Annotated in this window: 10 protein-coding genes; 2 read left to right on the top strand and 8 right to left on the bottom strand. The window is 69.3% G+C overall.

Going from position 1 to position 13,451, the window contains the following annotated elements; all coding sequences use genetic code 11:
- Positions 1–22: 22 nt before the first annotated feature.
- Entirely contained in the window at positions 23–985 is a 963-nt protein-coding gene (gene pip, locus OPU70_RS10155; protein WP_498557675.1) for a prolyl aminopeptidase, read from the bottom strand.
- 2 nt (positions 986–987) lie between these two features.
- Complete coding sequence (ypfJ, locus tag OPU70_RS10150; RefSeq protein WP_042542245.1) at positions 988–1,872, bottom strand: KPN_02809 family neutral zinc metallopeptidase; 885 nt, start codon at positions 1,870–1,872, stop codon at positions 988–990.
- A gap of 51 nt (positions 1,873–1,923) precedes the next feature.
- On the opposite strand from ypfJ, the gene OPU70_RS10145 reads away from it, so the two are divergent.
- Together OPU70_RS10145 and OPU70_RS10140 are read left to right on the top strand one after the other, a co-directional pair.
- The gene (locus OPU70_RS10145) at positions 1,924–2,913 is read left to right on the top strand and encodes a malate dehydrogenase (protein WP_455904193.1); all 990 of its coding nucleotides are present in this window, start codon (positions 1,924–1,926) and stop codon (positions 2,911–2,913) included.
- 52 nt (positions 2,914–2,965) lie between these two features.
- Entirely contained in the window at positions 2,966–3,436 is a 471-nt protein-coding gene (locus OPU70_RS10140; protein WP_052493032.1) for a recombinase family protein, read from the top strand.
- Between the two features lie 49 nt (positions 3,437–3,485).
- On the opposite strand, the gene OPU70_RS10135 is transcribed toward OPU70_RS10140, so the two are convergent.
- The 6 genes from OPU70_RS10135 to OPU70_RS10110 form a co-directional block, all read right to left on the bottom strand.
- Entirely contained in the window at positions 3,486–7,460 is a 3,975-nt protein-coding gene (locus OPU70_RS10135) for a type VII secretion protein EccC (RefSeq protein ID WP_042542243.1), read from the bottom strand.
- Positions 7,457–8,701, bottom strand: a complete 1,245-nt coding sequence (locus tag OPU70_RS10130) for an FHA domain-containing protein (RefSeq protein ID WP_498557674.1) — start codon at positions 8,699–8,701, stop codon at positions 7,457–7,459. The genes OPU70_RS10135 and OPU70_RS10130 overlap by 4 nt, the downstream gene beginning before the upstream one ends.
- Positions 8,698–10,062, bottom strand: a complete 1,365-nt coding sequence (locus tag OPU70_RS10125) for a hypothetical protein (RefSeq protein ID WP_042542241.1) — start codon at positions 10,060–10,062, stop codon at positions 8,698–8,700. Before OPU70_RS10125 ends, OPU70_RS10130 begins: the two co-directional genes overlap by 4 nt.
- A gap of 115 nt (positions 10,063–10,177) precedes the next feature.
- Positions 10,178–11,662: a WXG100 family type VII secretion target gene (locus tag OPU70_RS10120; RefSeq protein WP_498557673.1), complete on the bottom strand. Its 1,485-nt coding sequence runs from the start codon at positions 11,660–11,662 to the stop codon at positions 10,178–10,180.
- Complete coding sequence (locus tag OPU70_RS10115) at positions 11,655–13,025, bottom strand: S8 family peptidase (RefSeq protein ID WP_498557672.1); 1,371 nt, start codon at positions 13,023–13,025, stop codon at positions 11,655–11,657. Before OPU70_RS10115 ends, OPU70_RS10120 begins: the two co-directional genes overlap by 8 nt.
- The gene (locus OPU70_RS10110) at positions 13,025–13,414 is read right to left on the bottom strand and encodes a hypothetical protein (protein ID WP_455904188.1); all 390 of its coding nucleotides are present in this window, start codon (positions 13,412–13,414) and stop codon (positions 13,025–13,027) included. The genes OPU70_RS10115 and OPU70_RS10110 overlap by 1 nt, the downstream gene beginning before the upstream one ends.
- Positions 13,415–13,451: the final 37 nt, after the last annotated feature.

Genomic DNA, 13,451 nt, shown 5'->3' with positions numbered 1-13,451 from the left:
CGCGCGACCGGCCGCCGCGGGCTCAGCCGGCGAAGCGGTCGGTCGCGGCGCGCAGCGCGCGCTGGATGCCGGGCTCGGTCGCCGAGTGTCCGGCATCGTCGATGACGACGAACTCGGCCTCCGGCCAGGCGGTATGCAGGTCCCAGGCGGTCATCATCGGAGTGCACACGTCGTGACGCCCCTGCACGATGACGGTCGGGATGTGACGGATGCCGTCGACACCGGCGATGAGCTGCCCCTCGGTCCACCATCCGCGGTTCACGAAGAAGTGGTTCTCGATGCGGGCGAAGGCGGTCGCCGTGTGCGGGTCGGACATCGCCTCGATCTGCGCGGCATCCGGGCGCAACGTGACCGTCGAGGCTTCCCACCGCGACCAGGCGACAGCCGCCGGTTCGTGCACGGCCGGATCGGGGTCGAACAGACGCCGGTGATAGGCCTCGATCATGTGCGAGCGCTCGAGCACCGGGATGGGCGCGATGTACTCCTCCCAGAGGTCGGGGAACAGAGCGGCGGCGCCGCCCTCGTAGAACCACTCCAGCTCTGCCCGACGGAGTGTGAAGATGCCCCGCAGGATCAGCTCGCTGACGGCATCCGGATGAGCCTGCGCGTAGGCGAGCGCGAGTGCACTCCCCCACGACCCGCCGAACACCTGCCACCGCTCGATGCCGAGGTTGCGGCGAAGCAGCTCGATGTCGGCGATCAGGTGCGCGGTGGTGACGAAGCGGAGGTCGACATCGGGTTCGCTCGCGTGCGGAGTGCTGCGCCCGCACCCGCGCTGGTCGAGGAGCACGATCCGATACACCTCAGGGTCGAAGAACCGACGCTGCCACGGCGACGTGCCGCTGCCGGGGCCGCCGTGCAGGAACACCACGGGTTTGCCCTCGGGGTTGCCGCTGGTCTCCCAGTACATGCGGTGCCCGTCGCCGACGAGCAGTTCACCGGAGTCGTACGGTTCGATGGGCGGATACAGCGCGTCGAGTTCCATGGTCAGAGTTCTCCGGGCGCCGCCGTGAGCGGGTCGGCGCACACATCGAGTCCGTACTTGTAGCCGCTCGCGAACCACCCCTGCCGCTGCTCGCTGGTGCCATGCGTGAAGCTCTCGGGGTTGACCGAACCGGACGACTGCTCCTGGATGTTGTCGTCGCCGACCGTGTTCGCGGCGTTCAGCGCGTCGGTGATCTCCGCCTCGGTCGGCTCCAACAGGTAGGGGACACCGTCCGGGTCCTTCTCCTGGGTCATCTGCCCGATCCAGGCGCCCGCATAGCAGTCGGCCTGCAGCTCGATGCGCACCCCGTTGCTGTCCGGGCCGGTGCCGTTGTTCGGATACTGATTCATCACGTCGGTGATGTACTGGATGTGGTGGCCCCACTCGTGACCCACGATGTAGAGCTGAGCGAGATCGCCGGCGGATGCCCCGAACTGCTGCTGCATGAGGTCGAAGAACGTGGGATCGATGAAGACCGTCTCATCGGGCGGGCAGTAGAACGGGCCGACCGCGTTCGACGCGGTGCCGCACGAGGTCGAGGTGGCTCCGTCGACGATGATGAGCTGCGGCGGGCGGTACCCCTCGACGTGGTCCTCCCAGTAGCCGTCGAGCGCCAGCTGCGAGGCCGCCACTCGGCAGTCGACGTTCTCGTTGGCGTCCTCGCCGGTGAGGCAGTTCTCGATCACGCTGCCGCCCGCAGGCTCGGTGCCCCCGCCGGTGCCGCCACCGCCGCCCAGCAGGCCGGTCAGGTCGATGCCCAGCAGTGGTCCGGCGATCAGGGCGATGATGCCGAGCAGGCCGACACCGCCCGCTCCGGCGACGACGGCGCCGCGGCCGCGTCGGCGGGCGGTGTTGCCGGAGACATCAGCGTCAGGGTTGAAGGTCATGCCACGAGGGTACTCTGCACGGCGGCCTCTTCACGGTCGTAGGCTCGAGTCATGACGACCACCATCACGCTCACGGGTGCGGGCGGACAGATCGGCTACGCACTGCTGTTCAGAATCGCCGCCGGAGACATGCTCGGCCCCGACGAGAAGGTGCGACTGCGGCTGCTGGAGATCCCCCAGGGGCTCGGCGCCGCCGAGGGAGCGGCCCTCGAACTGCAGGACGGCGCCTTCGGCCTGCTCGAGCACGTCGAGGTCACGGACGACCCCGCCGTCGGCTTCGACGGGTGCGACCTCGCTCTGCTGGTCGGCGCTCGTCCACGAGGACCCGGGATGGAACGCGGAGACCTGCTCGCGGCCAACGCCGGCATCTTCGGCCCGCAGGGCGCCGCGATCGCGGCCCACGCGTCGTCCGACGTGCGCGTCACCGTGGTGGGCAACCCGGCGAACACGAACGCGCTGATCGCCGCGGCCGCGGCAGACGGCATCCCTGCAGAGCGATTCACCGCTCTCACCCGACTCGACGAGAACCGCGCCAGGGCACAGCTGGCGCAGACGCTCGCAGTGCCGGTCGACACGATTCGTCGTGTGCCCATCTGGGGCAACCACTCGGCGACGCAGTTCCCCGACGTCTCGCACGCGACAGTGGCCGGAGAACCGGTCGCGAAGGCTCTCGAGGCCATCGTCGGCGATGTGCCCACGTGGCTCGATGAGACCTTCATCCCTCGTGTCGCGAAGCGAGGGGCCGAGATCATCCAGGTGCGCGGCTCGTCTTCCGTGGCGTCTGCCGCGAACGCCACGATCGAGCACGTGCGCGACTGGGTGCACGGCACCGACGACTGGACCTCTGCCGGGGTCGTCTCGCACGGCGAGTACGGCGTTCCTGCTGGTCTGATCTCGTCGTTCCCGGTGCGGTCGATCGACGGAGAGTGGCAGATCGTCGAAGGGCTCGAGATCAGTGAATGGGCCCAGGCTCGCATCGACGCCTCCGTGGCCGAGCTCGTAGAGGAACGAGAAGCGGTACGCGCGCTCGGGATGCTCTGAAAGGTCACCGCGCCGGCTCCGATCAGGGCAGAATGGATGCCGGAGGTGCGCGATGAGCGAGACGATCGATCCCATGAAGGCGACGGCATCCGTCGACGAGGCCCTGACGAGTCCGCTGCATCTGCCGCACGCGGCCGCGGAGTGCCCCAAGTGCTTCACCGAACTGCAGCAGAACCGCGACTTCTGGCTCGCGCGCCCCGACGGGTCACGCCTGGTCGGACTCGTCGTCTCCCGCGAGGGCATGCCGTCGGTGGTCGAGCAGCGCGACGACCTCACCCGGTTCGGGGTGCCGATCGAGGGGTTCCGTCACCCCGCTCCCGACATCCTCGAGAGCTGGAGCGATCGACTGTCGCGCCTGATCGGCACGCTGAAGACCGGAGACGTCCTCGTCGTGGCGAACATCAACGCTCTGGGGCGCGACGCCGAGGAGGGTGCTCGCACCGCCAAGGAGCTGCGTCGCCACGGCATCATCGTCAAGGTGCTGAGCCACGACGCACGTCACCTCGCCGACGCGACCCGCTGAGCTCAGGCGGCCAGTCGGCGCACTGGCCCACTGACCGCCCCCCGCCAGATCACTGATAGCTCGGCGGCACCCACAGCAGCTGTGCGGCGACCAGCCCGCGGTCGCGGCTGACGATCTGGGCACGGCCGGGGATCGCCGGGATCGCCTTGACCTTGCCGATCAGCTGCCCCTCCTCGGGGTTTCCCGAGAGCAGGATGCCGGTGGCGCCCAGGTCGGTCATGCGCTGGATGATGGGATCGTAGGCGGCACGGCTCGCTCCACCGGTGCGACGCGTGAGGATCACGTGAAGACCGAGGTCTGCCGCCTGCGCGAGCAGCGGGGCGAGCACCGCGACGGGGTTGCCCTGCGATGTCGACACGAGGTCGTAGTCGTCGATCAGCACGAAGCCCTCTGCGCCCTTCCACCACGACCGTGAGCGCAGCTGGTCGGGCGTGACGTCGGGGCCGGGGATGCGGCTCTGGAAGAACTGGGCGAGCTCGCTCATCCCACCCTCGGTCATCTCGTGCGAGGTGAGGTAGGCACCGAGGTAGTCCTGCGGGATCTCACCGAGCAGCGCGCGACGGTAGTCGACGACGAAGATCTTCGCCTCGGTCGGACCATAGAGACGCGTGATTTCGTGCACGACACCGCGGAGCATCGACGACTTGCCCGAATCTGCGTCGCCGTAGAGATAGAGCAGCGGCTCTTCGAGCGGGTCGATCGAGAACGGCGCGAGGTTCGCCTCGTCGATGCCGAGCAGGATCTCACGCGGCTCCGAGCCGTCCGCCGACGCGGCGGCGGCCACTGCCCGGAGGTCGGCGTGGCTGATGCGCGAGGGCAGCAGACGCAGCTTGGGGCCGGCGGGGCCGTGCCATGCGGATGCGACGCGGGTGACGAGATCGTCGATGCCGCCGGCGAGCGAGGATGCGTCGTCGACGCCGTCGATGCGCGGCAGCGCCGTGAGCATCTGCAGGCCGTTCTCGTTGAGACCGCGACCAGGGATCGCCGTGACGTTCTCGGCGGCCTTGCGGTTGACCTCGGAGTCCGTCGGGTCGCCGAGCCGCAGCTCGATGCGGGTGCCGATGAGGTCCTTGATGTTGGCACGGACCTCCATCCAGCGCGACGCCGTGATGATGATGTGCACGCCGTAGGTGAGTCCTCGCGCGGCGATGGCATGGATCTGCGGTTCGAGCATCTCGAACTCCGCACGCAGGGTTCCCCAGCCGTCGACCATGAGGAAGATGTCGCCGTATCCGTCATCGGCGAGTCCTTGGGCGCGGCGCTGTCGGTAGGTGTCGATCGAGTCGATGCCGTTCTGCCGGAAATACACCTCGCGCGCGTTGAGCAGGCTGGTGACCTCGGCGACCGTGCGGCGCACGATGTCGGGCTCGGAGCGCGTCGCCACGCCGCTGATGTGCGTGAAACGCTGCAGTCCCGTGAAGCTGCCACCGCCGAAGTCGATGACGAAGAACTGCACCTCCTGTGGTGTGTGCGTGAGGGCGAGGGCGACCAGCGCGGTGCGGGCGAGGGTGCTCTTGCCGCTGAGCGGCGCACCGACGATCGCCATGTGACCGGCCGCGCCCCCGAGCGAGATCGCGAGATTCTCGCGCCGCTGCTCGAGCGGCACATCGACGATTCCGAGCGGCACGGTGAGCGCACCAGCACCTCTCCACCGCGGCGAGATGAGTCCGAGGGCGGGGTCTTCGACGAGATCGCCGAACAGCTGATCGAGGGTGGCAGGGGTCTCGAGCGGCGGCAGCCACACCTGGTGGGCCGCCGGCCCTCGTCCGCTCATCATCTCGACGGCGATCTCGAAGCTGTTGCGCTTCTCTTCGGGCTCGGCGTCGACGACGACCTCGGGCTCCTCGACCGTCGTCTCGGCTCGCCACACCGGCGCCGCGGTGAAGAGCTCGACCGCGGTCGAGCCCGTGCTCTGCGCAGAACCGGATGCCGCACGGCGCCGACGGCGGGGCGGGGGTCCTGACACGTAGGCGGCACGGAACTGCGTCATGGTCTCGGTGTCGGACTTCAGGATTCCGGCGCCGGGCTGCGTGGGCAGGTGATAGGCGTCGGGGACTCCGAGGACGGTGCGCGATTCGGCGGCGGAGAAGGTGCGCAGACCGATGCGGTACGACAGGTGGGTGTCGAGTCCGCGGAGCTTGCCCTCTTCCAGACGCTGCGACGAGAGCAGCAGGTGCACCTGCAGCGAACGGCCGAGTCGGCCGATGTTCACGAAGGTGTCGACGAACTCGGGCTTCGCCGACAGCAGCTCCGAGAACTCGTCGGCGACGATGAGCAGCGCAGGGAGCGGCGCGAGGTCGGTGCGGCCGCCACGACGGGCCTTCTCGTAGTCGGCGACGTTGGCGAAGGGTCCGGTCGCCCGGAGCAGTTCCTGACGCCGAACCATCTCACCCTGCAGCGCATCCTGCATGCGGTCGACCAGCGAGATCTCCTCGCCGAGGTTCGTGATGATCGCCGACACGTGCGGCATGTCGGCCATGCCTGCGAAGGTGGCTCCACCCTTGAAGTCGACGAGCACGAAGTTGAGCTGCTCGGGCGAGTGGGTCATCGCGAGCGCGAGCACGAGCGTGCGGAGGACCTCGGACTTTCCCGAACCGGTCGCACCGATGATGAGGCCGTGCGGGCCCATGCCCTGCTGAGCCGACTCTTTGATGTCGAGGATCAGCGGGCTGCCGTCTTCCGTCTGCCCGATGGGCACACGCAGCCGATCCCGCTCGAGACGCGGCGACCAGGCCGCATCGAGATCGAGATCACGGACGTCGGGGAGGCCGAGCAGCTCGACGAGCTCGGCCTGATCGGTCGCGCTCTTCTTCTTCGTGATCGTCGTGCCGCCCGAGTAGAGGGCGATGAGTCGCCGGGCGGTCGCCTCGGCTTCGACGATGCTGATCGCGTCGGCCTCGAAGGGGCGAGCAGGCACCTGCAGACTGACGAGCTCGGCTCGGCTGCCCTTGTCGCCCGGCGCGAACGCGATGCGCAGGGCGTTCGGGTCGTCGAGATCGCCCCACCGGGAGGGGAGGTCGATCACGGTCACCCCCTGCACGCCGTCGCCGCTCGCCAGCACGTCGTTGAACGAGGTGGTGATGCCATCCGTCAGGATCACGATGTGCGGCGCCTTGACGCCGGAGCCGTCGCGGGCGAAACGCGGCCGCTCACGCACCTCGGCGGGGAGCATGTCCTCGAGCTCTGACAGCTGAGAGCCGATCATGCGTGCGGCGCCGAGACCGTCCCTGACCGTGCGCGAATGCGTGTGCGGCATCCACTTGGCCCATTCCCACTGGGGCAGCACGGCCGCGTCAGCGGCGATCACGATCTGCACCGTGTCTGGGTCGTGCATGGTCGCGAGGTGCAGCAGCATGGCGCGCGCGAGGCCGCGGGATTCGGTCTCGTCTCCCGTGATCTCGACACGGGCGTAGTCGCGCAGCGTGATGCCGAGCGAGAGGTTCTTCTGGATCTCGTGCGTCAGCATGAAGCGATGCGCGGCCGATGCGGCGACCGGGTCGAGCTGCGCGAGCGGGGGCAGCTCGGGCGCCTCGAGCGAGATGCACAGCGGCTGGTCGCTCGTGCCGACGCGCACGGAGAGGAAATCGGGGTCGTTCACGCCGCGCTCCCACACCCTCGTGCGCTCTTCGGCGATGTAGGGCAGGGCCGAAGGCGCAGGAAGGTGCCAGTTCGCCGCGCGGCGCTGCTGCCGCGCCGCGACCCGCACTGTCTGGCGCAGCTCGGTCAAGTACGCGAGGTACTCCCGACGCTCGCCGAGAGTCGCAGCCTGACGCTGCGATCGCTGACGCCAGCCGTTCACCGCGACGAACCCGAGCGACGACAGCAGGAACATGCCGCCGGTGAGCAGACCCGTCACCGACTGGTTCGACATCGTGACCATGACGATCGCACCCACACTGCCCAGCATCGGCAGCAGGGATCCGAGGATCCCCATGCCGCCGTCATTGGGCTGAAGCTCAGGGGGCGCCTGAACGGGGAGCTTTCCGGAGGGGACGCGGGGCGGCGCGAGACGGGGTCCTGTCATGCTCTCTCTCCGGCGCTGCTGTCCGTGGCCAGCAGGAGGCTGATGGTGAAGCTGCGGTTGCCGATCCTGACGCGATCCGCGTCGTCGAGCAGGACGCGCTCACCGGCGACGAGCTCGGTCGTCTGCCCGTCGTCGGATCGGATGTCGGAGCCGTTGGTGGATCCGAAATCGGTGACCCAGGTGCGGCCGCGCGAGTGCTCGAGGCGCAGGTGCGTCTTCGACACCGAAGAGTCGGGGTCGGTCACGATCACGAGTCGGTCGTCGTGCACACTCGCCACAGGTGCGCGTCCGAGGTTCGCCGCGAGCGGCAGCCCGAGCTGCACGCGCTGCCCGGTGTCGAAGATCAGGAGCAGCGCTCCGGACTCGGATGCCTGGGCGGCGGGATCCGACTGCTGTGCTGCGGCCGGTGCGACGGTGAAGAGCGGCCTGTCGTCGCTCTGTGCCACGGGTGCGGGCGTCTCGGTGCGGTGCGAGGCCGCGCGAGAGTCGGTCGGCTCGGAGTCCTCGTCGATGACGGACGGGTGTGCGCCCAGAGGCACGACCTGCGGAGGGGCCAGAGGGGCGGCGGCCTCGGCGACGGAGACCTTCTGCTGTGCGTCCGCGGCGGCACGAGGCGGGACCGAGACCACGACGGTGCCGGCGACGCGATCGGCCCAGGACTGACGGCGACCACCGCGATCCCACGCGCTCGACGCGACGACGACCCAGCTGCCGACCGCCACCAGGAAACCGGCGCCGGTGATGATCGCGCGCACGAACTGGCGCCCGACGCCCGGCGAGTAGGGCCGGTCGCCGCGGGCGGCGCGCAGACGCAGCACGGCGTTGCCGAGGGTGAGTCCGGTGCGCGCTTCGAGCACGCAGAGGAAGATCGCGAGCTCGGCGGCCGTGAGCCCTGCGAGCAGCATGCTGCGGGTGGTGATGAGCACGATCGCCGCGCTGAGGATCACTGCCGCGGCATCGAGTGTGAAGGCAGCGATCCGCGCTCCGGTCCCCGCCGGCGCGCCGACGAAAGCCGGGCCGAGCCCGTCAGAGGGGCGTCTCGTCCTGGCGCGTGTCGAGACGATCGGCGTCGGTGCGGGAGGCGTGGATCCCGACCGCAGCGGTGCGCCGTCGACTCCGGGCGGAGCCGCGATCAACGCCGGCGGCAGCGCGGGGATCTCACCAGGCTGGCCGGGTCCCGGATGCACGGGTGGGATGGTGCCACCGCCCGGCCAGGGCTGTGGTTCGCCGTTCCCGATCATCCCGCCATCATTCCACGAAGGAGGGACAGCGCATTCGCGTAGAGGAGCGCCGCGGGGAGGGCGAGCGCGACGGCGAGCCATTCGAAGGCGTCTCCGAAGCGCGACCAGACGAGCGAGCTCGCGCCGCGCGAGATGGGGATGATGACCGCGACCGCGGTGAGACCGACAGCGAACAGCACAAGGGCACCGAGCACCTGGAAGCCGTCGCCCATCGCGGCGGATGCCTGCAGACCGGCGACCAGGAACACGACGGCGGCGGCCGCACGGGGAAGCCAGCGGAGGATGCGCGAGGTCGTGTGCCGGGGTGTCAGCAGCAGCGCGAGGCCGACGCAGACGAGAAGTGCGATGCCTCCGGAGATCACGAAGGGGTCGTCCGGCCACGGACGCAGGAACGCGAGGGGGGTCATCAGCGCGGCGACGATGCTGAGCACGGCGGTTCCGGCGATGAGTCGTGCCGAGGAATCGTCGACGACGGCGATGATGCGCTCGGGTCGCAGGAGACCGACGGACTCGGGGATGGCTCCGCGGACCGTCCAGCGACTGGTCATGAAGTGCTTGTAGTCGATGAAGTACCCCTCAGGGAGGTTCACCAGGCTGCTCGGCAGAGCGCGCAGTCCGAGCGGCACGAGTCCGAGCGAGATGGCGGCGGCCTCGGCCGGTCCCCAGCGCAGCAGCAACGCGAGCCCCCAGACCGCGGCGACGCCGACGAGGAGCACGGTCGCGGTTCCGGCGGCCGCCCGCATCGGACGCGCTCGGGCAGAGACGGCGATGACCGCCGTGGTGATTCCGGCGGCGAGAAGACCTGCGGCGGCGGAGAGGTGCGCGCTCGCGTCGAGTTCCGCCGGGATCAGGAGAGCGCCCGCGGCGAACGAGAGGAGGACCGGGGCGAGGACCCCGAGGATGCCGCGCACCCCTGCCGCCGAATCCCGGCGCGACCATGCGACCGCTCCGCTGACGGCACCGACCACGAGGAAGAGACCGATCAGGAGTCTGAGCAGCGGATCTCCGGCCCCCTGTGCGAAGACGGCGACGAGCAGCAGCCCGCTGACCGCGAGCATCCACCATCGAGCACCGTGGTCTGCGCGTGACGCCCGTTCGTTCGTCACCGCAGGTCGGGCCTGCGGCGCCAGCGCCGTGCGGTCGATGAGCGCATAGAGACCGCCATCGACGAGGTCTTCGCACTCGGTGTCCCCGGGGATCTCGAACCCGCCGGGACCGATCGTCACGAATCGATCAGCCGTGGACAGTCCGCTGAGGATGAGTGCGTCGTCGAGGGTCTCGTCGAACGGAAGCGAGAGATCGAATCGACGATCCTCGCTCTGAAGAACGATCCGACGCCGCTCTACCGTTTCGACTGACATACCTGAACCCTATCGACCGTGTGCGGCTCTCGCCGCGGCCCATCCGACCACTGATCACCCTGATGCCGAGGGCGTGCACGGCATCCGCCGCCCACGCTCTCCGCCGCCCCGTGGATCAGTCTGTGTGCTCGTCACGGGAGCCGGCCTGCGCGCTCTTCGCACGCGGACCACGCTCCTCTTCATCTTCGAGCTTGGGGGCGATCGGGCCTCCGAGTCCGGAGCGCTTCGCCTTGTCCTCCTCATCGGCTCCGCCGGCGCCCATCATGCCCATGCCGGGGCGACCACCGGCCGCACCGGACGAACCGGCACCGGCCGAGCCCGACGCAGAACCGGGGCCGCCCACGCCACCCACGCCACCCACACCACCGACGCCACCGACGCCACCGCGAGCAGTGCCGCCCGCGGCCGTTCCGCCGGCAGCGCCGGACGCGGAGTTGCCGAGGAGCCCGCCGCCCGACTTGAGCCCTGCGCCGGATGCCGAGCCGCCGATTCCTCCCATGCTGCCGACACTGGCGATCTTCGAGCTGGCGGCGATCGCCGCAGCTCCCGCACCGCCTCCGACGACGCCACCCAGGCCGCCACCGCCACCGCCACCGGGCAGGAACGCCCCAGGAAGCGAACCGCCCGGAGACGCACCAGAACCAGGGCCGCCGGCCCCGCCGGGGTAACCGCCACCACCCGTGCCGATGGGCGCCCCGGGGAGCACCCCGCCGCCGGGGTGATCGACCGAAGGGTCGCCGTCTCCGCTGCCCGAGCCGTCGGGGTCGACGCCTTCCACCCCACCGGGATAGGTCGGCTCCCAGCCGCCGGGATACGTCGGCTCGCCACCGCCGGGGTACGTCGGCTCCCAGCCGCCGGGATACGTCGGCTCCCAGCCGCCGGGGTTGAGGCCGCCGCTTCCGCCCCCGCCGCCGGGGTGGGTCGGGAACGTCGGCGTCGAGGGCTGCTGCCCGCCGCCGCCGGCCCCGGGACCCGAAGGCGACAACCCTCCTCCGGGATAGGTGATCTGCGGACCATCGATGCCCGTCCCTGGGTCGACCGGCTTCTCAGGCGGGGTGGGTACTGCGACGCGCGGATCGAAATCCGCCAACGTCGAGGATGCTTTTGTGAGCGACTTCGCCGACGGCGAGAGGTCCCGCTCGATCTGCTCGACGATCTTCTTCGCTTCCTCCTCACGCTGGTTGCCGAGGAACCCGCCGATCACATCGAGGGCCTTGTCGGCGGCGAGCGGGCCGAGCACCGGATGCACGACGACCGATCCCACCTTGGCCGCGTTCGCCCAGAACGGATCGACGGTGGCTGACGGGAGCTCCGCGGCCGCGGCGTTGCGGCGGTAGGTGTTCGCGTGTTCGATCGTTTCGGTGAGATGCCCCACGTACGTCTCGATCATCCGGAAGTTCTGCTGCAGCCGAGCCAGCGCGCTCCGCGCAGCCTCTGCCGAGCTTCCCTCCCACGCCGCCGACTCGAGCACAGTGCCCAATGCGCGGTCCAGCGTCGTGAGTGCCGTCCGCAACGACGCCGCCTTCGGAATCCGCCAGTCCTCGAGCCCCCGGATCCGTTCGAGCTCGGTCTCGTAGGGCCCTGCCCCTTGACTACTCACGATGGTCTCCCCCTTGTTGTGTCGTCTGTCGCCGAGACGATCTCGTCAGGACCACGGCGAGCACCACGCCGCCGATGACGAGAATCGCGATCACGACTCCCCCGCCGACCAGGAACGGCATCGCGTCGACGCCCTCCGACGACGCCCCGCCGGCCGGATCGCTCGTCGGCTGCGAGGTGGCTTCCGCCTCGAGCAACCGGGCTTCCTCGTCCACGGTGGCCTGATTGGGAAGAGCGTCCTCGTTCTCCGCGTCGAAGAGCGGATTCACATCCGGATACTTGGTCGGGTCGACCGCGAGCATCCCCGTGAGCGAGATCGCTCCGTACCCACCGCTGTTGTCCCACTTCGGCTCGTGTTCGCCCTTTGTGCCCGTGTTGTGGATCAGGCTCTGGATGAGCTGATTCGAGGTGGCATCCGGATATTTCTGCTTCACCACAGCCAGGAAGCCCGCGGCGATCGGGGCAGCGAACGACGTGCCTGACCGCAACTGCTGTGCGTCCCAGGAATCAGTGGTCCCCTGCGCGATGACGTCGAGTCCGGGCGATGCGATGATCACGTCGTCGCTCAGATTGGGCGACGGCTCTGCGAGCGCCGGGTCGTACGTCGAGTACTGGATCTGCCCGTCAGGACCGAACGCCTGAACCGCGATCACCCCGTTGTAGCTCGACGGCCAGTCGCCCACTCCGCCGACGTTCGGGAGAGAGCCGAGCACGACCACACCGGCCGCGTGCGCCTTGGCCACCGCATACGACGCGTCGACGAGACCGCCCAGCGAGACGGAGATGATGTCGGCGCCGTCGTCAACGGCGTCCGAGATCGCCTGGGCCAGGCCCGACGCGAGGTTCCTCTCTTCCCGGGTGTCGCCGTCGCCGATCAACTCGCCGTTCTCCTGAAGGCATGTGGAATCGACGTCGTTGCCCTGGGGCGCCGTCGACGTGACCATCGAGTTGTAATAGAGCACCTTCGCTCCGGGCGCCACGCCCTTGATCGGCGTCCCACCGACGGCTTCACCCGTGCCCAGGATCATCGATGCGACATTCGTGCCATGGTTCGCAGCGATGTAATCGGACGACACCGCGTCGTACCTCTCACCGGAGGCATCGAAGCAGTACGACTCCTCGCGCACCTCGAGGTCAGCCCCTCGGAGGCCCGGCGCGTCAGGATTCACCTGCGTGTCGACCACAGCGATCGTGACTCCGGACCCGTCGAAACCCGCATCGATCGCCGCCTGCACCTTGCCTCGAGTGAAATACCAGAGCCCGCCTTCCGACGCGTCTGTGGCGGCGGCAGCCGGGACCGCGACCACGATGCTCAGCGCGACCACGCCGATCACTGCAGCGATCGACCGCCGCACTCGGGTCATCAGTAGTCCATCTCCTCAGGCTCCTCGGCGGCGGCATCCGTCTGCCCGCCGACCGGCGTCTGCTGCCCGGCCGGCGTCTGCTGGCCGGCGGAGTCGAGCAGGGTCAGGATCAGTTTCGCCTCATCCGCGAGCGCGGCATCCTGCTCTGCGATCTCCGTGACCGCCTGTCGGATCGCCTGGTTGGCGTCGTTGAGAGCGGCGATGGAGTTCTCCGTGACGGCACCCATGCCCTGGGCGACCTGAGTGACGGCCACCCGGAACTCGGCGGTGGCCTTCGATGACCCGCCCTCAGACACGGCCACCTCGGATGCGGCAGGGAACTGCTGCATGTCGCGCTCGATGCGCTTCAGCTCGGCGAAGATCTGCTCGAAGTCGAATGCGATGGCCATCGACAACCCCTCCCTGTTGACTACGGCGATTCCCGTG

The organism is Microbacterium sp. SWDP-B6 (genome assembly GCF_059803615.1).
Note: the sequence above shows the minus strand (reverse complement) of the source record. Positions and strands in the feature narration are given on the sequence as shown.

Excerpts from the sequence above, each read along its gene's own strand:
- pip (WP_498557675.1), bottom strand. The coding sequence starts at position 985 with ATGGAACTCGACGCGCTGTATCCGCCCATCGAACCGTACGACTCCGGT.
- ypfJ (WP_042542245.1), bottom strand. The coding sequence starts at position 1,872 with ATGACCTTCAACCCTGACGCTGATGTCTCCGGCAACACCGCCCGCCGA.
- OPU70_RS10145 (WP_455904193.1), top strand. The coding sequence starts at position 1,924 with ATGACGACCACCATCACGCTCACGGGTGCGGGCGGACAGATCGGCTAC.
- OPU70_RS10140 (WP_052493032.1), top strand. The coding sequence starts at position 2,966 with ATGAGCGAGACGATCGATCCCATGAAGGCGACGGCATCCGTCGACGAG.
- OPU70_RS10135 (WP_042542243.1), bottom strand. The coding sequence starts at position 7,460 with ATGACAGGACCCCGTCTCGCGCCGCCCCGCGTCCCCTCCGGAAAGCTC.
- OPU70_RS10130 (WP_498557674.1), bottom strand. The coding sequence starts at position 8,701 with ATGATCGGGAACGGCGAACCACAGCCCTGGCCGGGCGGTGGCACCATC.
- OPU70_RS10125 (WP_042542241.1), bottom strand. The coding sequence starts at position 10,062 with ATGTCAGTCGAAACGGTAGAGCGGCGTCGGATCGTTCTTCAGAGCGAG.
- OPU70_RS10115 (WP_498557672.1), bottom strand. The coding sequence starts at position 13,025 with ATGACCCGAGTGCGGCGGTCGATCGCTGCAGTGATCGGCGTGGTCGCG.
- OPU70_RS10110 (WP_455904188.1), bottom strand. The coding sequence starts at position 13,414 with ATGGCCATCGCATTCGACTTCGAGCAGATCTTCGCCGAGCTGAAGCGC.